This window comes from Enterobacter sp. BWH64, from assembly GCF_001037645.1.
GTDB classification, from domain to species: domain Bacteria; phylum Pseudomonadota; class Gammaproteobacteria; order Enterobacterales; family Enterobacteriaceae; genus Enterobacter; species Enterobacter hormaechei_C.
Genome location: NZ_KQ089922.1, coordinates 1,125,702 through 1,146,545, shown reverse-complemented (window position 1 = coordinate 1,146,545; position 20,844 = coordinate 1,125,702). Strand labels below are relative to the sequence as shown.

Annotated in this window: 19 protein-coding genes; 15 read left to right on the top strand and 4 right to left on the bottom strand. The window is 58.5% G+C overall.

All coding sequences use genetic code 11. The features are described 5' to 3' along the window. Positions 1-139: 139 nt before the first annotated feature. Positions 140-1,804, bottom strand: coding sequence for a methyl-accepting chemotaxis protein (gene tsr, locus SK50_RS05465; protein ID WP_017383845.1), 1,665 nt, complete (start codon positions 1,802-1,804; stop codon positions 140-142). Between the two features lie 83 nt (positions 1,805-1,887). Then, positions 1,888-2,328 carry a homoprotocatechuate degradation operon regulator HpaR gene (gene hpaR / locus SK50_RS05460; protein WP_017383846.1) on the bottom strand — a complete coding sequence of 147 codons (441 nt, stop codon included), beginning with the start codon at positions 2,326-2,328 and terminating at the stop codon, positions 1,888-1,890. Between the two features lie 268 nt (positions 2,329-2,596). Here hpaR and hpaG point away from each other — a divergent pair, with 268 nt between their 5' ends. From hpaG to yjiA, 14 genes are all read left to right on the top strand, one after another. Then, positions 2,597-3,874: a 4-hydroxyphenylacetate degradation bifunctional isomerase/decarboxylase gene (gene hpaG / locus SK50_RS05455; RefSeq protein WP_048229161.1), complete on the top strand. Its 1,278-nt coding sequence runs from the start codon at positions 2,597-2,599 to the stop codon at positions 3,872-3,874. Further along, a complete protein-coding gene (gene hpaE, locus SK50_RS05450) occupies positions 3,871-5,337 on the top strand; it encodes a 5-carboxymethyl-2-hydroxymuconate semialdehyde dehydrogenase (RefSeq protein ID WP_045344437.1) in 1,467 nt (488 codons plus the stop codon). Before hpaG ends, hpaE begins: the two co-directional genes overlap by 4 nt. A 2-nt stretch (positions 5,338-5,339) precedes the next feature. Then, a complete protein-coding gene (gene hpaD, locus SK50_RS05445) occupies positions 5,340-6,191 on the top strand; it encodes a 3,4-dihydroxyphenylacetate 2,3-dioxygenase (RefSeq protein WP_032661486.1) in 852 nt (283 codons plus the stop codon). Between the two features lie 9 nt (positions 6,192-6,200). After that, positions 6,201-6,581 carry a 5-carboxymethyl-2-hydroxymuconate Delta-isomerase gene (locus SK50_RS05440; RefSeq protein ID WP_023303044.1) on the top strand — a complete coding sequence of 127 codons (381 nt, stop codon included), beginning with the start codon at positions 6,201-6,203 and terminating at the stop codon, positions 6,579-6,581. A gap of 107 nt (positions 6,582-6,688) precedes the next feature. Next, on the top strand, positions 6,689-7,492 hold the full coding sequence (gene hpaH, locus SK50_RS05435) for a 2-oxo-hept-4-ene-1,7-dioate hydratase (protein WP_015572593.1): 804 nt from the start codon (positions 6,689-6,691) through the stop codon (positions 7,490-7,492). Positions 7,493-7,501: 9 nt separating this feature from the next. Next, entirely contained in the window at positions 7,502-8,296 is a 795-nt protein-coding gene (hpaI, locus tag SK50_RS05430) for a 4-hydroxy-2-oxoheptanedioate aldolase (RefSeq protein ID WP_015572592.1), read from the top strand. A 21-nt stretch (positions 8,297-8,317) separates the two neighbouring features. Then, positions 8,318-9,661 (top strand): 4-hydroxyphenylacetate permease, encoded by a 1,344-nt coding sequence (gene hpaX / locus SK50_RS05425; RefSeq protein ID WP_015572591.1) that lies wholly within the window; start codon positions 8,318-8,320, stop codon positions 9,659-9,661. Beyond that, on the top strand, positions 9,633-10,523 hold the full coding sequence (gene hpaA / locus SK50_RS05420; protein WP_017383853.1) for a 4-hydroxyphenylacetate catabolism regulatory protein HpaA: 891 nt from the start codon (positions 9,633-9,635) through the stop codon (positions 10,521-10,523). The genes hpaX and hpaA overlap by 29 nt, the downstream gene beginning before the upstream one ends. 195 nt (positions 10,524-10,718) lie before the next feature. Next, positions 10,719-12,281 (top strand): 4-hydroxyphenylacetate 3-monooxygenase, oxygenase component, encoded by a 1,563-nt coding sequence (gene hpaB / locus SK50_RS05415; RefSeq protein WP_010427196.1) that lies wholly within the window; start codon positions 10,719-10,721, stop codon positions 12,279-12,281. A 17-nt stretch (positions 12,282-12,298) separates the two neighbouring features. Further along, complete coding sequence (locus SK50_RS05410; RefSeq protein WP_017383854.1) at positions 12,299-12,808, top strand: 4-hydroxyphenylacetate 3-monooxygenase reductase subunit; 510 nt, start codon at positions 12,299-12,301, stop codon at positions 12,806-12,808. Between the two features lie 120 nt (positions 12,809-12,928). Continuing rightward, positions 12,929-13,186 carry an HTH domain-containing protein gene (locus tag SK50_RS05405; protein WP_017383855.1) on the top strand — a complete coding sequence of 86 codons (258 nt, stop codon included), beginning with the start codon at positions 12,929-12,931 and terminating at the stop codon, positions 13,184-13,186. A 219-nt stretch (positions 13,187-13,405) separates the two neighbouring features. Next, a complete protein-coding gene (locus tag SK50_RS05400; RefSeq protein ID WP_045344435.1) occupies positions 13,406-15,559 on the top strand; it encodes a carbon starvation CstA family protein in 2,154 nt (717 codons plus the stop codon). 65 nt (positions 15,560-15,624) lie between these two features. Continuing rightward, entirely contained in the window at positions 15,625-15,828 is a 204-nt protein-coding gene (locus SK50_RS05395; RefSeq protein WP_048229160.1) for a YbdD/YjiX family protein, read from the top strand. 10 nt (positions 15,829-15,838) lie between these two features. After that, on the top strand, positions 15,839-16,792 hold the full coding sequence (gene yjiA / locus SK50_RS05390) for a GTPase (protein WP_045344433.1): 954 nt from the start codon (positions 15,839-15,841) through the stop codon (positions 16,790-16,792). A gap of 55 nt (positions 16,793-16,847) precedes the next feature. Here the strand turns inward: yjiA and SK50_RS05385 are convergent, their stop codons facing one another. Beyond that, positions 16,848-18,206 carry an esterase-like activity of phytase family protein gene (locus tag SK50_RS05385; protein ID WP_040117188.1) on the bottom strand — a complete coding sequence of 453 codons (1,359 nt, stop codon included), beginning with the start codon at positions 18,204-18,206 and terminating at the stop codon, positions 16,848-16,850. 411 nt (positions 18,207-18,617) lie between these two features. Between SK50_RS05385 and SK50_RS05380 the strand changes: the two genes are divergently transcribed. Next, positions 18,618-19,163 carry a YfaZ family outer membrane protein gene (locus SK50_RS05380; RefSeq protein ID WP_006810254.1) on the top strand — a complete coding sequence of 182 codons (546 nt, stop codon included), beginning with the start codon at positions 18,618-18,620 and terminating at the stop codon, positions 19,161-19,163. Between the two features lie 181 nt (positions 19,164-19,344). On the opposite strand, the gene SK50_RS05375 is transcribed toward SK50_RS05380, so the two are convergent. Further along, entirely contained in the window at positions 19,345-20,715 is a 1,371-nt protein-coding gene (locus tag SK50_RS05375) for an NAD-dependent succinate-semialdehyde dehydrogenase (protein WP_017694568.1), read from the bottom strand. Positions 20,716-20,844: the final 129 nt, after the last annotated feature.

Here is a 20,844-nt window from a genome sequence, read left to right as displayed (position 1 = left end):
CCGTAGGCCGGGTCAGGCGCAGCCGCCACCCGGCAAAACGCACAATCCGTAGGCCGGGTCAGGCGCAGCCGCCACCCGGCAAAACGCACAATCCGCAGGCCGGGTAAGGCGTAGCCGCCACCCGGCGAAACGCACAGCGTCAGAACGTTTCCCAGTTATCGCCCGCGTCTGCGGTCGCCGGTTTACGCGCCACTACCGGTGCGGCAACGCTTTTCGCCGAGGCGAACTCGCGCGCCTTCATCTGTTCCTGCTGAATACGGAACACCGCAACGGCCTGCGTCAGACGGCTCGCCTGCTCTTCCAGTGCCGCGGCCGCCGCCGCAGACTCTTCCACCAGCGAGGCGTTCTGCTGGGTCACGCGATCCATCTCAGCCACCGCCAGCCCAACCTGGTCGATACCGCGGCTCTGCTCGTCAGACGCAGACGCGATTTCGCCCATGATATCCGTCACGCGCGTTACCGCATTCACGATCTCACCCATGGTTTCACCCGCGCTTTCAACAAGCGTTGAACCAATTTCCACGCGCCCCACGGAGTCTTCAATCAGGCTCTTGATCTCGCGAGCCGCCTGGGCGCTGCGCTGCGCCAGGTTTCGGACTTCACCTGCAACCACCGCAAAACCACGCCCCTGTTCGCCCGCACGCGCCGCTTCTACCGCCGCGTTCAGCGCCAGAATATTGGTCTGGAAGGCAATCCCGTCGATCACGCTGATGATATCGGCGATTTTCTGCGAACTGCCGGCGATGTCACGCATGGTCTGCACCACGTTATCCACCACCTTGCCGCCTTTCTGCGCGGTTTCAGACGCGCTCAGCGCCAGGTTGCTCGCCTGACGGGCGTTCTCGGCGTTCTGCTTCACGGTGGCAGTCAGCTGTTCCATGCTGGCGGCGGTCTCTTCCAGAGAGGCAGCCTGCTGTTCGGTACGGGATGAGAGATCGTTATTGCCCATCGAGATTTCGCTCGCACCGCTGTAAATAGCGTTGGCGCCGTTACGCACGTCACCCACGGTACGCACCAGCTCGCCCTGCATATGGCGCAGGGAGTCAGCCAGTACACCCATCTCGTTGGAGCCTTCCACGTCGATGCGCTTCACCAGGTCGCCGCTGGCGATATGACGAATGCTGTCAATCAGACGGTTCAGCGGCGAAATTAGCGCCTGACGAATACCCAGCCAGACGGCAACAATCACCACCAACACCGCAGCCAGCACGCTAATCAGCACCCAGATAGCCTGGCGGTAAGAGCTGTTGCTGTCTTCAACCGCGGTCTGATACAGCGCGTCGTTCTGTTGCAGGTAGTTGACGTACTGCTTCTCAAAGCCATCCTGATAGCTCTGGGTCGGCTGGTCGAAGAACTCATTGATTTTGCCCGCCCCCAGCAGCTGGATCAGCTCAGCCAGCGCACCGTGGTAAATATCGTAATTACGTTTGATTTCCAGTGCCGCAGCGTCGCTCTGACGCGGGTCGCGCGGCAGCGCTTCGTAATCCGCCCAGTTTTTTTCCGCCTGTTTCAGAGATGCAGAGGCAATCTGCATCAGCTCGGCGACGGTTGAGCCGCTGCCGATATTGTTCTGATCCATCATATAGCGGATACCCGCGCGGTTCAGGGTGTTACGGGTTTGCAGCAGCGCCACCCAGCTACCGTTCAGGGTGGATTGTTGCTGGCGAATGGTTTGCAGGATGGTGAAATTCTCTTTGTCATGCTTCAGGGCATTGAAGAAAAGACCACCAGACGTGAGTTGTAAAAGGCCAAATATCGCTAAAACCAGCAGTAAGCTGGTGACAATCTTGATTCGGTTTAACATGTTTTCTCTTTCCTCAGGCAGATACAGAATATTCGGCCTGGCATGAGAAAACTTTACGAAAATCATCCTGGAATTTAGGGTTTTTACGCTTCGTCCCTCGCGGCGATATGTCGGTTTCCAAGTTCAATAAACTCTTCCAGCAGCGCCGTGAGCTGCTTCATCTTCTCAGGCGTATATTCCGCCTCTATCTGCTGGTACGCCTCTTCCACCTGAGCCTGAGCACGCTGGTACAGCGCGTTGCCTTCTTTCGTCAGCGACACGTACAGCTTGCGCTGGTCAGTCACCGGTTTTAAGCGCAGCACCAGACCGTCGCGCTCCATCCGCGTCAGAATGCCGGTCAGGCTTGGGCGCAAAATACAGGTGCGGAACGCCAGATCGTGAAAATCCATGGAGGGATGCTCGGCCAGCACGCGGACGATACGCCACTGCTGCTCGGTCAGATTATGCCGCTTCACTATCGGGCGGAAGTAGCCCATCGCCGCTTCACGCGCCTGCAACAGCGCGATGGTTAATGAGTCATGCATCATCTACCCCTTACATCATTAACAAATAAACAATTAAAAAAAGATGCTTTTATAGACAACACGTTTTAACCCAAAAAGTCTAACAGAAACAAAGCTATTTTTTTAACTTATTGATTTAAATATCAATTCACCCTTTTATGTAAATTTATTGTTATTTGCATCACAAATTATTCACTTCTGATTGCGAAACGAACAGCAAAAGCATAAAACCAGATCATTAACATATTAATGAAATCAAAACCGGACAGCCGGTTTGAGGAGTATGGGAATGAAAGGTACTGTTTTTGCCGTAGCGCTAAACCACCAAAGCCAGCGTGTGGCCTGGGCTGAGGCGTTTGAAAAAGCCCCCTATAACGCGCCGCCAAATACGGCGGTGTGGTTTATCAAGCCACATAACACTGTTATCCGCGCAGGCGAACCGATTCCCTTCCCGCAGGGAGAAACCGTGTTAAGCGGCGCGACGGTGGCGCTGGTGGTGGGCAAAACCGCCAGCAAAGTACGCGTTGAAGAGGCGGCGGCGTACATCGCCGGCTACGCGCTGGCTAACGAAATCAGCCTGCCGGAAGAAAGCTTCTACCGTCCGGCGATCAAGGCCAAATGCCGGGATGGATTTTGCCCGCTCGGCGAACCTGTCGCCGTTGATAACGTGGATAATCTGACCATCATCACCGAGATCAACGGCCGCGAAGCGGACCACTGGAACACGGCCGATCTGCACCGCAACGCCGCCGAACTGCTGAGCGCCCTGAGCGAATTTGCCACCCTGAACCCCGGCGATGCGATATTGCTCGGCACTCCGCAAAGCCGCGTCGAAGTTCGCCCGGGCGATCGGGTACGTATTCTGGCAGAAGGATTTCCGCCGCTGGAAAACCCGGTGGTGGAGGAACGCGACGTTGCCATCGCTTCGCGCACGCCGCCGCACGCCACGCTGTTTGCCCTCGGTCTGAACTATGCCGACCACGCCAGCGAGCTGGACTTCAAGCCACCCACCGAGCCGCTGGTGTTTATCAAAGCGCCAAACACCTTTAACGGCGACAACCAGACGTCGGTGCGCCCGAACAATATCGAGTACATGCATTACGAAGCGGAGCTGGTGGTGGTCATCGGCAAAACCGCGCGCAAGGTCAGCGAAGCCGAGGCGATGGACTACGTGGCGGGCTATACGGTGTGCAACGATTACGCCATCCGCGATTATCTCGAAAACTACTATCGCCCGAACCTGCGGGTGAAAAGCCGCGACGGGCTGACCCCCATCAGCCCGAACGTAGTGCCAAAAGAAGCCATTCCTGACCCGCACAACCTTCGTCTTCGCACCTACGTCAACGGTGAACTGCGTCAAGAAGGCACCACAGCAGACCTGATCTTCAGCATCCCCTACTTAATTGCGTATCTGAGCGATTTTATGACCCTGCAACCGGGCGACATGATTGCCACCGGCACGCCGAAGGGGCTGTCCGACGTGGTGCCGGGCGATGAGGTGGTGGTGGAAGTGGAAGGCGTAGGCCGTCTGGTAAACCGAATTGTCAGTGAGGAGACTGCAAAATGAAAAAGATTAACCACTGGATCAACGGTAAAAACGTCGCCGGAAGTGAGTACTTCCAAACCACTAACCCGGCCTCCGGCGAGGTGCTGGCAGAAGTGGCCTCCGGCGGCGAAGCCGAAATCCATCAGGCCGTTGCCGCCGCCAAAGAGGCGTTTCCGAAATGGGCCAACCTGCCGATGAAGGAGCGCGCGCGCCTGATGCGTCGCCTGGGGGATCTGATTGACCAGAACGTGCCGGACATTGCCGCGATGGAAACCGCCGACACCGGCCTGCCGATCCACCAGACCAAAAACGTGCTCATTCCGCGCGCCTCGCACAACTTCGAGTTCTTCGCCGAGGTGTGCCAGCAGATGAACGGCAAAACCTACCCGGTCGACGACAAGATGCTCAACTACACCCTGGTGCAGCCGGTGGGGGTTTGCGCGCTGGTGTCGCCGTGGAACGTGCCGTTTATGACCGCCACCTGGAAGGTCGCGCCGTGCCTGGCCTTAGGGAATACCGCGGTGCTGAAGATGTCTGAACTCTCCCCGCTGACCGCCGACCGTCTGGGCGAGCTGGCGCTGGAGGCGGGCATTCCGGCGGGCGTGCTCAACGTGGTGCAGGGCTATGGCGCCACGGCGGGCGACGCGCTGGTGCGTCATCATGACGTGCGCGCCGTCTCCTTCACCGGCGGTACCACCACCGGGCGCAACATCATGAAAAACGCCGGGCTGAAGAAGTATTCCATGGAACTTGGCGGCAAATCTCCGGTGCTGATTTTTGAAGACGCAGACATCGAGCGCGCGCTGGACGCCGCCCTGTTTACCATCTTCTCCATCAACGGCGAACGCTGCACCGCCGGCTCGCGCATCTTCATCCAGCAGAGCATCTACCCGGAGTTCGTCAAACGCTTTGCCGAGCGCGCCAACCGCCTGCGCGTGGGCGACCCGACCGATCCGAACACCCAGATTGGCGCGCTCATCAGCCAGCAGCACTGGGAAAAAGTCTCCGGCTACATCCGGCTCGGCATTGAGGAAGGCGCAACCCTGCTGGCGGGCGGCCCCGATATACCGACCGATCTGCCTGCGCACCTGAAAGGCGGCAACTTCCTGCGCCCGACCGTGCTGGCGGATGTCGATAACCGCATGCGCGTGGCGCAGGAGGAGATCTTCGGGCCGGTGGCCTGCCTGCTGCCGTTTAAGGATGAAGCGGAAGGCCTGCGCCTGGCGAACGACGTGGAGTACGGCCTGGCATCTTACATCTGGACCCAGGACGTCAGCAAAGTGCTGCGTCTGGCGCGCAGCATCGAAGCGGGCATGGTGTTCGTCAACACCCAGAACGTGCGCGACCTGCGCCAGCCGTTTGGCGGCGTGAAGGCCTCCGGCACCGGGCGTGAGGGCGGCGAGTACAGCTTCGAGGTCTTCGCGGAGATGAAGAACGTCTGTATCTCCATGGGCGACCATCCGATTCCAAAGTGGGGGATCTGATCATGGGAAAATTAGCCTTAGCAGCAAAAATCACACACGTTCCGTCAATGTATCTCTCTGAACTGCCGGGCAAAAACCACGGCTGCCGCCAGTCGGCCATCGACGGGCATAAAGAGATCAGCAAGCGCTGCCGCGAGCTGGGCGTGGACACCATTATCGTCTTCGACACCCACTGGCTGGTGAACAGCGCGTATCACATCAACTGCGCGGACCATTTTTCGGGCGTCTACACCAGCAACGAGCTGCCGCATTTTATTCGCGACATGACCTACGACTACGACGGCAACCCGGAACTCGGCCAGCTGATTGCCGACGAAGCGGTGAAGCTTGGCGTTCGCGCCAAGGCGCACAACATCCCGAGCCTGAAGCTGGAGTACGGCACGCTGGTGCCGATGCGCTACATGAACGCGGATAAGCACTTCAAAGTGGTCTCCATCTCGGCGTTCTGCACGGTTCACGACTTCGCCGACAGCCGCAGGCTGGGCGAGGCCATCATCAGTGCCATCGAAAAATACGACGGCACCGTGGCGGTGCTTGCCAGCGGCTCGCTCTCGCACCGCTTTATCGACGACCAGCGCGCGGAGGAAGGGATGAACAGCTACACCCGCGAGTTTGACCGCCAGATGGACGAGCGCGTGGTGAAGCTGTGGCGCGAGGGTCAGTTCAAGGAGTTTTGCAGCATGCTGCCGGAGTACGCCGACTACTGCTACGGCGAGGGCAATATGCACGACACGGTGATGCTGCTGGGGATGCTCGGCTGGGACAAATACGACGGTAAGGTGGAGTTTCTCACCGAGCTGTTCGCCAGCTCCGGCACCGGCCAGGTCAACGCCGTTTTCCCGCTGCCCGCGTAAGGAGCCGCCATGCCGCACTTTATTGCTGAATGTACCGACAACATCCGCGAGCAGGCCGACCTGCCAGGGCTGTTCGCCAAAGTGAACGAGGCGCTCGCCGCCACGGGCATCTTCCCCATCGGCGGTATCCGCAGCCGCGCCCACTGGCTGGACACCTGGCAGATGGCCGACGGTAAGCACGATTACGCCTTTGTGCATATGACGCTGAAGATCGGCGCGGGGCGCAGCCTGGAAAGCCGGGAAGCCGTGGGGGAGATGCTGTTTGCGCTGATCAAAACGCATTTTGCAGAGCTGATGGCCGCCCGCTATCTGGCGCTGTCGTTCGAGCTCGACGAGCTGCACCCGACGCTTAATTACAAGCAGAACAACGTGCACGCGTTGTTTAAGTAGCCGTTTGCTCGCCCGGTGGCGCTGCGCTTACCGGGCCTACAACGGCCCCAAACCGTAGGCCGGGTAAGCGAAGCGCCACCCGGCAACAGCCGCACAAAGGATACGCCATGCTCGACAAACACACCCATACCCTGATCGCCCACCGCCTGCATCAGGCGGAACAATCCCGGGAGCAGATCCGCGCGATCTCGCTGGAGTACCCGGAGATCACCATTGAAGACGCCTACGCCGTCCAGCGCGAATGGGTGAGCCTGAAAATCGCCGAAGGCCGCGTGCTGAAAGGCCACAAGATCGGCCTCACCTCCAAAGCGATGCAGGCCAGCTCGCAGATCAGCGAGCCGGACTACGGCGCGCTGCTGGACGATATGTTCTTCCACGACGGCAGCGACATCCCCGTGGATCGCTTTATCGTCCCGCGCATCGAAGTGGAGCTGGCCTTCGTGCTGGCAAAACCGCTGCGCGGCCCGAACTGCACGATCTTCGACGTCTACAACGCCACGGATTACGTCATCCCCGCCCTGGAGCTGATCGACGCCCGCTGCCATAACGTTGACCCGGAAACCCAGCGCCCGCGCAAGGTGTTCGACACCATCTCCGATAACGCCGCCAACGCGGGCGTGATCCTCGGCGGCCGCCCGATTAAACCCGACGAGCTGGATCTGCGCTGGATCTCCGCCCTGCTCTACCGCAACGGCGTGATCGAAGAGACCGGGGTCGCCGCAGGCGTGCTTAACCACCCGGCAAACGGCGTGGCGTGGCTGGCGAACAAACTCGCGCCATACGACGTGCAGCTTGAGCCAGGCCAGATCATCCTCGGCGGCTCGTTTACCCGCCCGGTTGCCGCCAGCAGAGGCGACACCTTCCACGTCGACTACGGCAACATGGGCTCGATTAGCTGCCGCTTTGTGTAGGAGTGCACCATGGAAAACGCATTTAAGACCGCGCTGAAAGCCGGAAAGCCGCAAATCGGCCTGTGGCTGGGGCTGACCAGCAGCTACAGCGCTGAGCTACTGGCCGGGGCCGGTTTTGACTGGCTGCTGATCGACGGGGAGCACGCGCCGAACAGCGTGCAGACCGTCCTGACTCAGCTCCAGGCCATCGCCCCTTATCCCAGCCAGCCGGTGGTGCGCCCATCGTGGAACGATCCGGTGCAGATCAAGCAGCTGCTGGACGTGGGGGCGCAAACCCTGCTGGTGCCGATGGTGCAAAACGCCGACGAAGCCCGTCTGGCGGTCAGCGCCACCCGCTATCCGCCTGCCGGCATTCGCGGCGTCGGCAGCGCGCTGGCGCGGGCGTCGCGCTGGAACCGCATCCCGGAGTATCTGCATCAGGCTAACGACGCCATGTGCGTGCTGGTGCAAATCGAAACTCGCGAGGCGCTGAAAAACCTGCCGCAGATCCTGGACGTGGAAGGGGTGGACGGCGTGTTTATCGGCCCGGCGGATCTGAGCGCCGACATGGGCTTCGCCGGTAATCCGCAGCACCCGGAGGTGCAGGCCGCCATTGAACAGGCGATCGCGCAGATCCTCAGCGCGGGCAAAGCGCCCGGCATCCTGATGGCGAATGAACAGCTGGCAAAACGCTATCTCAGCCTCGGCGCGTTGTTTGTCGCGGTCGGCGTGGATACCACCCTGCTCGCCCGCAGCGCCGAAGCGCTGGCGGCCCGCTTTACCGACGTCACCACAGCAGTTGATAACAATAAATCCGTCTACTAAACGTACGATGTGGAGCGCAACATGACGACCTCAACCCTGCATAATAAAGCTGTTGAACATCGCGTTATTAATAAGCTGTTCCGTCGTTTGATCGTGTTTCTTTTTATCCTGTTTGTTTTCTCGTTTCTCGATCGCATCAACATCGGCTTTGCCGGGCTGACGATGGGCAAAGATCTGGGCCTCACGTCAACCATGTTTGGCCTGGCCGCGACGCTGTTTTACGTGACCTACGTGCTGTGCGGTATCCCCAGCAACATCATGCTGGCGAAGGTCGGCGCCCGCCGCTGGATCGCCGGGATCATGGTGGTGTGGGGCATCGCCTCTACCTGCACCATGTTCGCCACCAGCCCCGAAACGCTTTATGTCCTGCGCATGCTGGTGGGCATTGCCGAAGCCGGTTTCCTGCCAGGCATTCTGGTCTATCTCACCTGGTGGTTCCCGGCGTATCACCGCGCCCGCGCCAACGCGCTGTTTATGATCGCCATGCCGGTGACCATGATGCTCGGCTCGATCCTCTCCGGGTACATTCTGGCGATGGACGGGCTGTGGAACCTGAAGGGCTGGCAGTGGCTGTTCCTGCTGGAGGGGCTGCCATCGGTGGTGCTCGGCGTGGTGACCTGGTTCTACCTTAACGACACCCCGGATCAGGCCACCTGGCTGGATGATGACGAAAAGCAGGCACTCAAAACGATGATCGCCCGCGAACAGGAGCTGGCCATTGCGCACGCCGCCACGCCGCGCTCGACGCTGCGCGAGGTGCTGACGCCCGCCGTGCTGCTCTACACGCTGGCCTACTTCTGCCTGACGAATACGCTGAGCGCGATCAACATCTGGACGCCGCAGATCCTGCAAAGCTTCAACACCGGCAGCAGCAATATCGTGATTGGCCTGCTGGCGGCGATTCCGCAGTTTTGCACCATCCTCGGGATGATCTGGTGGAGCCGCCGCTCCGACAGGCTGAAAGAGCGAAAAAAGCACACCATCCTGCCGTATCTGTTTGCAGCGGCGGGATGGATGCTGGCCTCGGCGACCGATCACAGCCTGATCCAGCTGCTTGGCATCATCATGGCCTCAACCGGATCGTTTACCGCCATGGCGATATTCTGGACCACGCCGGATCAGGTTATTAGCCTGCAATCCCGCGCGGTGGCGCTGGCGGTGATCAACGCCATCGGCAACGTCGGGTCTGCCGTCAGCCCATTGCTGATAGGTATTCTGCGCGACGCGACCGGCAGCTTCAGCTCGGGACTGTGGTTCGTGGCGGGTCTGCTGGTGGTGGGCGCGCTGGTGCTGACGCGCATTCCGATGACGCAGCGGGATCAACAGAGGAACGATCATGTGCCAGAGCCCCATCGCCAACATTGATATCAGCAAGGATTACGACGAAAGTCTGGGCACCGACGATGTGCACTACCAGTCGTTTGCCCGCATGGCGGCCTTTTTTGGCCGCGACATGCAGGCGCACCGCCACGACCAGTATTTTCAGATGCATTTTCTCGACACCGGGCAGATTGAGCTCCAGCTCGACGACCACCGTTACTCGGTGCAGGCGCCGCTGTTCGTGCTAACACCACCGTCGGTGCCGCACGCGTTTATTACCGAATCCGACAGCGACGGCCACGTGCTGACGGTGCGCGAGGATCTCATCTGGCCACTGTTAGAAGTGCTCTACCCCGGTACGCGGGAAGCGTTCGGCCTGCCGGGGATCTGCCTGTCGCTTGCCGACAGGCCTGACGAGCTGGCGGCGCTGAAGCACTACTGGCAGCTGATTGCCCGGGAATCCACGGAACAACTGCCCGGTCGCGAGCATACGCTGGTCCTGCTGGCCCAGGCCGTTTTTACCCTGCTGCTGCGCAACGCGAAGCTCGACGACCACGCGTCAGGCGGCATGCGCGGTGAGCTGAAGCTTTTTCAGCGCTTTAACCAGCTGACAGATGCTCATTACCACGAGCACTGGACGGTTCCGGAGTATGCCAGCGAATTGCATCTCACCGAATCTCGCCTGACCGATATCTGTCGCCGCTTCGCCAACCGCTCGCCGAAACGGCTGATCTTCGACCGCCAGCTGCGGGAAGCCAGGCGTTTGCTGCTGTTTTCCGACAGCACAGTGAGCGAAATTGCCTGGCAGCTGGGGTTTAAAGATCCGGCCTATTTCGCCCGTTTTTTTAACCGACTGACGGGGTGCTCACCCAGCGCATACCGGGCGCAGAAAGTACCGGTTTCCTGAACGCATAACGGTTCGTAGGGCGGGTAAGCGCAGCGCCACCCGCCGAAAAGCCGCACAGATCACAAAACCACCTCTCACCCGAAAAGTACCTGCCGTTGTCCCAATCGTCCCTTCACGTTCCGCCCGTCTCAAGCTTCAATTAAACAACAAAAACAAAACATAAATTTAACAACCATCTTCCGATACGAGGTCCCTATGAAGCCTGAAGATTTCCGCGCTGATGCCAAACGTCCGTTAACCGGTGAAGAGTATTTAAAAAGCCTGCAAGATGGCCGTGAGATTTATATCTACGGCGAGCGCGTTAAGGACGTCACTACCCACCCGGCATTTCGCAATGCGGCGGCGTCCATCGCCCAGATGTACGATGCCCTGCACAAGCCAGACATGCAGGATACCCTCTGCTGGGGTACCGACACCGGCAGCGGCGGCTACACCCATAAATTCTTCCGCGTGGCGAAAAGTGCCGACGATCTGCGCCAGCAGCGTGACGCCATCGCCGAGTGGTCGCGCCTGAGCTATGGCTGGATGGGGCGTACGCCGGACTACAAAGCCGCGTTCGGCTGCGCGCTCGGCGCTAACCCTGCCTTCTACGGTCAGTTCGAGCAGAACGCCCGCAACTGGTACACCCGTATTCAGGAAACCGGCCTGTACTTTAACCACGCCATCGTCAACCCGCCGATCGATCGCCATAAACCGGCGGACGAGGTGAAAGACGTTTACATCAAGCTGGAGAAAGAGACCGACGCCGGGATCATCGTCAGCGGCGCGAAAGTGGTGGCCACCAACTCGGCATTGACCCACTACAACATGATCGGTTTTGGTTCTGCGCAGGTGATGGGCGAAAACCCGGACTTCGCGCTGATGTTCGTCGCGCCGATGGATGCCGAAGGGGTGAAGCTGATCTCCCGCGCCTCTTACGAGATGGTGGCAGGGGCGACAGGCTCTCCGTACGACTACCCGCTCTCCAGCCGCTTTGACGAGAACGACGCCATTCTGGTAATGGATCATGTGCTGATCCCGTGGGAAAACGTGCTGATCTACCGTGATTTCGACCGCTGCCGTCGCTGGACGATGGAAGGTGGCTTCGCCCGCATGTACCCGCTTCAGGCCTGCGTGCGTCTGGCAGTGAAGCTCGACTTCATCACCGCTCTGCTGAAGAAGTCGCTGGAGTGTACCGGCACCCTCGAGTTCCGCGGCGTGCAGGCGGATCTCGGCGAAGTGGTGGCGTGGCGCAACATGTTCTGGGCGCTGAGCGACTCCATGTGCTCCGAAGCCACTCCGTGGGTAAACGGCGCGTATCTGCCTGACCACGCGGCGTTACAGACCTACCGCGTGATGGCGCCAATGGCCTATGCGAAGATCAAGAACATCATCGAACGTAACGTGACCTCCGGGCTGATATACCTGCCGTCCAGCGCGCGGGACCTGAACAACCCGCAGATCGACCAGTACCTGGCGAAGTACGTGCGCGGCTCCAACGGGATGGATCATGTCGAACGCATCAAGATTCTGAAACTGATGTGGGATGCCATCGGCAGCGAGTTTGGCGGACGTCACGAGCTGTACGAAATCAACTACTCCGGTAGCCAGGATGAGATCCGCCTGCAATGCCTGCGTCAGGCGCAAAGCTCCGGCAACATGGACAAGATGATGGCGATGGTTGACCGCTGCATGTCCGAGTACGACCAGCACGGCTGGACCGTACCGCACCTGCACAACAACACTGATATCAACATGCTGGATAAGCTGCTGAAATAACGCAGCGGGAGGTTTCAATGCAATCTGAAGAACGCCTGCGTTTTCGCGACGCGATGGCCAGCCTGTCGGCGGCGGTGAATGTGGTCACCACCGAGGGCGATGCGGGTCGCTGCGGCATTACCGCCACCGCCGTCTGTTCGGTCACGGACACCCCGCCCTCGGTCATGGTCTGCATCAACGCCAACAGCGCCATGAACCCGGTCTTCCAGGGCAACGGCAAACTGTGCGTCAACGTGCTGAACCACGAGCAGGAGATCATGGCCCGCCACTTTGCCGGGATGACCGGCATGGCAATGGAGGAACGCTTTGCTCTCTCCTGCTGGCAGAAAGGACCGCTGGCGCAGCCGGTGCTGAAAGGCGCCCTGGCAAGCCTGGAAGGTGAGATAACCCAGGTGCAAACCATCGGCACCCATCTGGTCTACCTTGTGGAGATTAAGAACATCATCCTCAGCAGCGAGGGGCACGGCCTGATCTACTTCAAACGCCGTTTCCACCCGGTGATGATGGAGATGGAAGCCGCGATTTGATCCCGTTGCACAAAAAAACGCTAAGGTTTCCGCAAAGGTGCGCCGTTAACTATCCATAAGATAAATTTTCCGGGGCGGCTGGCGACGTCGTCAGCCGCCCCCTTAACGCTGGAAAGTCTTATGGCCCCTTCACCCCGAAGCCGCTCGGCTGAACGTCTGGTTGAAATCATTATTGCCCTGCACCGCAACGGAAGCGTTAATCGCCGCGATCTGATGCAAAAATTTGGCATTACCGAACGCACGGTGTACCGCGATTTACAGGCGCTTTCCCCGATTATTGAACACGACGGCAAAGGGCGCTATCAGCTGCTGCCCGCGTATCAGCCCTGCCGCTGCGTGCACTGCCCTGAAGCGAACGACAAAAGCCCACAGGGCTAGATTATTATCAGTGATCTCAATCACATATTTTCTCCCGCCGGGGGTGAGCCTTAACCACTCACCCTCGCTTTTGACCGCTCACGCATCGCTTTCAACCACTCACCCATTTACCGTGCTTTACACGCGCGAGGATCTGGCACGATCGCTCCAGCATTAATCAATACCTCCTCACAACGAACCCTGACCCTTTTTTCTTTACATAAAAAACCAGGTCTTATTATGGATACTAAAAAACTACTTAAGCACGTGCCCTGGGCCATCCTCGGGATCATCGGTGCTTTCTGTCTGGCGGTTGTCGCATTACGCCGGGGCGAGCACGTCAGCGCCCTGTGGATCGTGGTCGCGTCGGTTTCCGTCTACCTTGTGGCTTATCGCTACTACAGCTTGTACATCGCGCAGAAGGTTATGAAGCTCGACCCGACGCGCGCCACCCCGGCGGTTATTAACAACGACGGCCTGAACTACGTGCCAACCAACCGTTACGTGCTGTTTGGTCACCACTTCGCCGCCATTGCAGGCGCGGGTCCGCTGGTCGGTCCGGTGCTGGCTGCGCAGATGGGCTACCTGCCGGGTACGCTCTGGCTGCTGGCGGGCGTGGTGCTGGCGGGAGCGGTGCAGGACTTTATGGTGCTGTTTATCTCCTCGCGCCGTAACGGTTCGTCGCTGGGCGAGATGATCAAAGAGGAGATGGGCCGCGTGCCAGGCACGATCGCTCTGTTCGGCTGCTTCCTGATCATGATCATCATCCTGGCGGTGCTGGCCCTGATCGTGGTGAAAGCGCTGGCCGAAAGTCCGTGGGGCGTCTTCACCGTCTGCTCTACCGTACCGATTGCGCTGTTCATGGGCATCTACATGCGCTTCCTGCGCCCTGGCCGCGTTGGCGAGGTGTCGGTCATCGGTATCGTGCTGCTGGTCGCCTCCATCTACTTCGGCGGCGTGATTGCGCACGACCCGTACTGGGGTCCGGCGCTGACCTTTAAAGACACCACCATCACCTTCGCGCTGATCGGCTACGCATTCATCTCAGCGCTGCTGCCGGTGTGGCTGATTCTGGCTCCGCGTGACTACCTGGCAACCTTCCTGAAAATCGGCGTTATCGTCGGGCTGGCCATTGGTATTGTGATCATCAACCCGGAGCTGAAAATGCCGGCGGTGACGCAGTACATTGACGGTACCGGTCCGCTGTGGAAAGGCGCCCTGTTCCCGTTCCTGTTTATCACCATTGCCTGCGGTGCCGTGTCTGGCTTCCACGCGCTGATCGCCTCCGGCACCACGCCGAAGCTGATGGCCAACGAAACCGACGCGCGCTTCATCGGTTACGGCGCGATGCTGATGGAATCCTTCGTGGCGATCATGGCGCTGGTTGCGGCGTCGATTATCGAGCCTGGCCTGTACTTTGCGATGAACACCCCGCCGGCGGGTCTCGGCATTACCATGCCAAACCTGCATGAGATGGGCGGCGAAAATACCGCGCTGATCCTGGCACAGCTGAAAGACGCCAGCGCACACGCGGCGGCGACCGTCAGCTCCTGGGGCTTCGTGATTTCGCCTGAGCAGATCATGCAGACCGCGAAAGACATCGGCGAACCGTCCGTGCTGAACCGCGCAGGTGGCGCGCCAACGCTGGCGGTGGGTATCGCACACGTGTTCCACAAAGTGCTGCCGTGGGCGGACATGGGCTTCTGGTACCACTTCGGTATTCTGTTTGAAGCGCTGTTCATCCTCACCGCGCTGGATGCCGGTACGCGTGCAGGCCGCTTCATGTTGCAGGATCTGCTGGGTAACTTCGTGCCATTCCTGAAGAAAACCGACTCTCTGGTGGCCGGCGTTCTGGGCACTGCGGGCTGCGTAGGCATGTGGGGTTATCTGCTGTATCAGGGCGTTGTTGACCCGCTGGGCGGCGTGAAGAGCCTGTGGCCGCTGTTCGGCATCTCTAACCAGATGCTGGCGGCTGTGGCCCTGGTGCTGGGTACCGTTGTCCTCGTGAAGATGAAACGCACCAAATACATCTGGGTCACCGTGGTGCCTGCGCTGTGGCTGCTGCTCTGCACTACCTGGGCGCTGGGTCTGAAACTGTTCAGCACCAACCCGCAGCTGGAAGGCTTCTTCTTCATGGCTAACCAGTACAAAGAGAAGATTGCCGCAGGCGGCGCGGATCTGACCGCGCAGCAGATTGCCAACATGAACCATATCGTGGTGAACAACTACACCAACGCGGGTCTGAGCATTCTGTTCCTGGTGGTGGTGTACAGCATTATCTTCTACGGCATCAAAACCTGGATGAAAGTGCGTAACGTTGAGGGCCGTACGGACAAAGAGACCCCGTACGTACCGGTGCCGGAAGGCGGCGTGAAGACCTCCTCACACCATTAATTAAGCATGTTACTGTAGGCCCGGTAAGCGTAGCGCCACCGGGCTTCTTCTATCTGGAACCCTCAATGTTTGGTAACTTAGGCGAAGCAAAAAAATACCTCGGTCAGGCGGCGAAAATGCTGATTGGCATTCCGGATTATGACAACTACGTTGAGCATATGAAGACCAACCATCCGGATAAGCCGTACATGACCTACACTGAATTCTTCCGCGAGCGTCAGGAAGCGCGCTACGGCGGAAGTGGAGAAGGCGGCATCAGCTGCTGCTAAAGGAGAAACCATGACCCCGATTGCCGTTACCCTGCTGACCGGTTTCCTCGGCGCCGGTAAAACCACCCTGCTGCGCCACATTCTGAACGAGCAGCACGGCTTCAAAATCGCCGTCATCGAAAACGAATTTGGCGAAGTCTCCGTTGACGATCAGCTGATTGGCGACCGCGCCACCCAGATCAAAACCCTGACCAACGGCTGCATCTGCTGCACCCGCTCTAACGAATTAGAAGACGCCCTGCTGGACCTGCTCGACAGCCGCGATCGCGGTGACATCGACTTCGACCGTCTGGTGATCGAGTGCACCGGCATGGCCGACCCCGGCCCGATTATTCAGACTTTTTTCTCTCATGAGATCATCTGCCAGCGCTACCTGCTGGACGGCGTCATCGCTCTGGTGGATGCGGTCCATGCCGACGAGCAGATGAACCAGTTCACCATCGCCCAGTCCCAGGTTGGCTACGCCGACCGCATCCTGCTGACCAAAACCGACGTGGCGGGTGAAAGCGAAAAACTGCGCGAGCGCCTGACGCGCATCAACTCGCGTGCGCCAGTTTACACGGTGACGCACGGCGATATCGATCTCGCCCAGCTGTTCAACACCAACGGCTTTATGCTGGAAGAGAACGTCACCGCGAAACCGCGCTTCCACTTTATGTCCGACAAGCAAAACGACGTGACGTCGATTGTGGTTGAGCTGGACTACCCGGTTGACATCAGCGAGGTCTCCCGCGTGATGGAGAACCTGCTACTGTCATTTGCCGACAAGCTGCTGCGCTATAAAGGGATGCTGTGGATCGACGGCGAGCCGAACCGCCTGCTGTTCCAGGGCGTGCAGCGCCTGTACAGCGCCGACTGGGATCGCCCGTGGGACGATGAAGTGCCGCACAGCGTGATGGTGTTTATTGGAATACAGCTGCCGGAAGAGGAAATTCGGGCAGCGTTTGCGGGGCTGAAGAAATAACCGCACCGATTATCCCCTCTCCCCCGCGGGGAGAGGGTTAGGGTGAGGGGGAAACTTATTTCAACGCCTCCGGCAGCGTCACAATCCACAGTTCGCTGTCGGACTCCGGTTTCTTCAGCGGCTTCACGCTGAGGGTGGTTTCAACCGGTTTGTCATCCAGCGTCAGCGCCCCCTGCGCGTTCACCCGATAATCCTTGAGCTTCTTGCCTTCGACTGGCTTCTGCATCGCCACCTTCACGCCAAAGTCATTATCGTTCGCCACTGCCAGCGTTTTGCTGTCAATCAGCGCCAGCCCTTCGGCCTTTTCCTGCTGCCAGCCCAGCGCACGCAGGTCGACCACCTGCGTTTTTTCCGCAAGCGTGATGCCGCGCTGCGCCAGCGTTTTCTCATCATCAAACTCCGGGTATTCGCCCGGCTTGTCGAAGGCCGCCAGATCGCTCGCCTTGCTCAGATCAACCCTGTAGATGAGGTTACGCATTGCGTCATTTTTATCCTCGCCCTGTTCAATCAGCAGGATGGTGTGGTTATCCAGCGCCACTATGTCGCCGATTTTAGCGTCGCTGTTTTTGCTGTAGGCCGCGCTGTCGACAGGGTAGCCGTACATCGCGGTTTTCCCGGTCGCCGGATCGAAGCTCACCAGACGCGTAAACAGCGCCTGTTTTTTGCTCTTCCCGTCGATATCCAGCGTGCTTTGCACGGCGGCGATAATGCGTCCGTCCGGCATGCGGGTCAGCCCTTCAAAGCCCCGGTTTGCCTGACGCCATTTGATAACGTTTGGCAGACCGCCCGCGATGGATTTCTCCCCTTCCGTCGCCTGCGGACCGTGGATCGCGAGGATTTTCCCTTTACTGTCGACGTTAATCAGGAACGGGCCATACTCATCGCACAGCCAGTAGCCGCCCTTCCCGTCCGGCGTGATGCCTTCCGTATCCAGCCCGCGGTTATCGCCTTTCAGCACTTTTAAGGTGTCGCTTAGCGCGACTTCATTGGTAGATCCAATCACGCCGCTTTGCAGCGGCAGGCCGTTGATCTCGCCTTTATCGTCATGCAGCGGTCGCGCGTCCACGGCTTCCGCTTTGCCGTTTAGCACACGGATCGTCATCAGCAGCGGGGCGAAATCCGGGGTAACAAAGATTTTGGCATCGTTTTTCCCCATTTTTGGCGAATCCGCGTTAGGACCGCGATCGGTCACGGTCGCAAACGTCAGCGCATCGCCCTGCTTGCCCGTGAATAACAAACCCGAACCAATCCCCACCGGGAGCCCGTTCGGGAATGCGCTGGCAAACGCACCGCTGTATTTGACATGCGCGCCTTCGGGAAAGCTGACGACGTAGCGCTCCGCGGTTGGCTGTGCCGCCAGGCCAGAGAAAGAGAGCGCACAACCGACTAGCACAGGAATAATTTTTCTTTTCATATTGTTAGCATCCAGTAAGTGAAGCCAACAACGTAATGAAGAAACGTGTCAGAAAAATGACATGTAATGGCAACGAAGCGGCGCGTACGGACGTATATCAATCACCAGAAATGTAAACCTCTGTCTTTATCTGTGTCAGCTGAAATACTTTTGGAAATTATTAGAAACCCAATTAATTCATGGCGAAGGACTATTTGCGCCTCGTTCATTTTACGTTTAGCCAGGAATGTAAACTGTCCCTAAACGCGAATGTATTGGACATTGACGATTTGCCATATAAACAATTAATCAACATTTACCATTCAAAAACCCAACATAAACAGCATATAAATGCGAGACATATCACATTTGCAGTCATAAACATCGCTTGTTAAGGTGCCCTCAGATTAATTTAATGACGAGGAAACACTCATGAAAAAACTTAACATCCTGATCCTTTCTGCTCTGACCGCCGTATCGGGCTCCGCACTGGCCATGGGTGGCAGCATTGAGCAGGGTAAAAACTTTACTAACCTCAATCTGGAAATGGGGAAATCCTCATCCGGCCTGTATGCGGAGAGCAACTGGCTGAAAAACACCGATGACGGCACCCAGACCGGCGGCGTTGGGGCAGGCTACAACCTGGAAGTGGGTCCGGTGATGCTGAATGCTGGCGCGAAAGCCATCTACATCGGCCCGAAAAAAGGCGATAACGGCGTGGCATTCCCGATTGGCGGCGGCGTTAACGTTGCGCTTACGGACAGCATTCACGTGTTTGGTGAAGGTTATGTGGCGCCAGACGGCCTGAACAACAGCGTGAAGAACTATGTTGAAGCTAACGGCGGCGTAAGCTGGACGCCAGTCAAACCTGTCACGCTGAAAGTGGGTTATCGCCACGTGAGCGTAGACGGTAAAGACGGTCGTCCAAACCACACGCTGATCGACGGTGCATATGTAGGCGGTGGAGTGTCCTTCTAAGCCTGTTTGCGCGTTTCGCCCGGCGGCGCTACGCTTGCACGGGCCTACAATGAAGGGTGCAATGTATTAAAATTATTGCACATTGATTGTAGGCCGGGTAAGCGCAGCGCCACCCGGCAAGAAAGGCGATGCGACCGTTAATAAAAAACCTGCCGGATGGCAGGTTTTTTTTATTACCGCATTACTTGCGAACGACCACCAGCTTCTGGTTCACAAACTCTTTGATCCCCAGGTCCGACAGCTCGCGTCCGTAACCCGAACGTTTTACGCCGCCGAACGGCAGCTCTGCCGCAGTGTCGGTGAGCCAGTTGATGTATACCATCCCGGTCTCAATGCGCGACGCCATTTTCTTCGCGCGCTCGATGTTCTGGCTGAACACCGCGCCGCCCAGACCGTAGTGGGAATCGTTAGCCAGTGCGACCGCTTCGTCGTCGCTTTTCACCACGTAAACCTGCGCTACCGGACCGAAGAACTCCTCGAAGTACGCCGGGTTATCACGCGAGATATGCGTCAGGATGGTCGGCTCAAAGAAGCTTCCGTCACGCTGAACCGGCTTGCCGCCATGGTGCAGCTTCGCGCCATTTTTCACCGCCTCGTTAACCTGTTTAGTTAGCGTCTCCAGCGCGTCTTTGGATGACAAAGGCCCCAGCGTGGTGCTTTCGTCCAGCGGATCGCCAATTTTCACCTGCTTAAACGCCTCGGTGAATTTGCTCAGGAAGGCGTCTGCAATCTTTTCATGCAGGATAAAGCGCTTCGCCGCGGTACAGACCTGCCCGGCATTGTTCAGCCGCGCGTTAACGCCGATCTTCACGGCTTTATCCAGATCCGCATCGTCCAGCACCACGAAGACATCGTTCCCGCCCAGTTCCAGGGTCGATTTTTTGAGGTGCTTCGCAGCCTGTGCCGCAACCACGCTACCCGCTTTTTCTGAACCGGTCAGCGCCGCCCCCTGTACGCGATCGTCGGCGATGATGTTCGCCACCTGTTCGGACGAGATAAACAGGTTGGTCCACGCCCCTTCCGGCGCGCCCGCTTCACGTACCAGTTGTGCAAAGGTCTCTGCACAGTGCGGCACGATGCTGGCGTGCTTGGCGATCACCGGGTTGCCCGCTGCCAGGTTTGGCGCCAGAACGCGCATCAGCTGATAGTACGGGAAGTTCCATGGCTCGACGGCCATCAGCACGCCGATGGGGTGATGTTCAACCCATGCTTCCCCGAGTTCAGAGTCATACTTCACCGGGGCCAGGAACTGCTTCGCGTTGTCCGCATAGTAGCGGGCGATTTGCGCGCACAGCTTCACTTCGCCACGGCTTTGTTCGATGAGCTTACCCATCTCCTGACTGGCGATTTTCGCCAGATCCTCCACGCGTTCGTCGATCAGGTCCGCCAGCTTATGCAGCACCGGCAGGCGCTGGCTTATGTCGCCTTTCGCCCAGTCGGAGTGATAGAGCGCATCGGCTGCCTTCAGCGCCGCTTCAACGTCTGCGTCAGTGTGAGAGGGATATTCTTTGATGAGCTGGTTCGTGGCAGGATTTACTGTCTGGTAAGCCATATCGAATCTCCTTGTTTTACCGCTTAGGGTATTAAGGGTAGTCAATCTGACTGGCTTTGAAGGTAAAGTTGGGTATATACGGAAGGTTCTTAACAAGACGCTGCCAGGCGATGCGCAGACATGGTATAA

Coding starts and splice junctions, on each gene's coding strand:
- yjiA (WP_045344433.1), top strand. CDS start 15,839: ATGACCCCGATTGCCGTTACCCTGCTGACCGGTTTCCTCGGCGCCGGT.
- SK50_RS05375 (WP_017694568.1), bottom strand. CDS start 20,715: ATGGCTTACCAGACAGTAAATCCTGCCACGAACCAGCTCATCAAAGAA.
- hpaI (WP_015572592.1), top strand. CDS start 7,502: ATGGAAAACGCATTTAAGACCGCGCTGAAAGCCGGAAAGCCGCAAATC.
- SK50_RS05385 (WP_040117188.1), bottom strand. CDS start 18,206: ATGAAAAGAAAAATTATTCCTGTGCTAGTCGGTTGTGCGCTCTCTTTC.
- SK50_RS05410 (WP_017383854.1), top strand. CDS start 12,299: ATGCAATCTGAAGAACGCCTGCGTTTTCGCGACGCGATGGCCAGCCTG.
- SK50_RS05405 (WP_017383855.1), top strand. CDS start 12,929: ATGGCCCCTTCACCCCGAAGCCGCTCGGCTGAACGTCTGGTTGAAATC.
- hpaG (WP_048229161.1), top strand. CDS start 2,597: ATGAAAGGTACTGTTTTTGCCGTAGCGCTAAACCACCAAAGCCAGCGT.
- SK50_RS05400 (WP_045344435.1), top strand. CDS start 13,406: ATGGATACTAAAAAACTACTTAAGCACGTGCCCTGGGCCATCCTCGGG.
- hpaX (WP_015572591.1), top strand. CDS start 8,318: ATGACGACCTCAACCCTGCATAATAAAGCTGTTGAACATCGCGTTATT.
- hpaA (WP_017383853.1), top strand. CDS start 9,633: ATGTGCCAGAGCCCCATCGCCAACATTGATATCAGCAAGGATTACGAC.
- hpaE (WP_045344437.1), top strand. CDS start 3,871: ATGAAAAAGATTAACCACTGGATCAACGGTAAAAACGTCGCCGGAAGT.
- hpaB (WP_010427196.1), top strand. CDS start 10,719: ATGAAGCCTGAAGATTTCCGCGCTGATGCCAAACGTCCGTTAACCGGT.
- hpaR (WP_017383846.1), bottom strand. CDS start 2,328: ATGCATGACTCATTAACCATCGCGCTGTTGCAGGCGCGTGAAGCGGCG.
- hpaH (WP_015572593.1), top strand. CDS start 6,689: ATGCTCGACAAACACACCCATACCCTGATCGCCCACCGCCTGCATCAG.
- tsr (WP_017383845.1), bottom strand. CDS start 1,804: ATGTTAAACCGAATCAAGATTGTCACCAGCTTACTGCTGGTTTTAGCG.
- SK50_RS05440 (WP_023303044.1), top strand. CDS start 6,201: ATGCCGCACTTTATTGCTGAATGTACCGACAACATCCGCGAGCAGGCC.
- hpaD (WP_032661486.1), top strand. CDS start 5,340: ATGGGAAAATTAGCCTTAGCAGCAAAAATCACACACGTTCCGTCAATG.
- SK50_RS05395 (WP_048229160.1), top strand. CDS start 15,625: ATGTTTGGTAACTTAGGCGAAGCAAAAAAATACCTCGGTCAGGCGGCG.
- SK50_RS05380 (WP_006810254.1), top strand. CDS start 18,618: ATGAAAAAACTTAACATCCTGATCCTTTCTGCTCTGACCGCCGTATCG.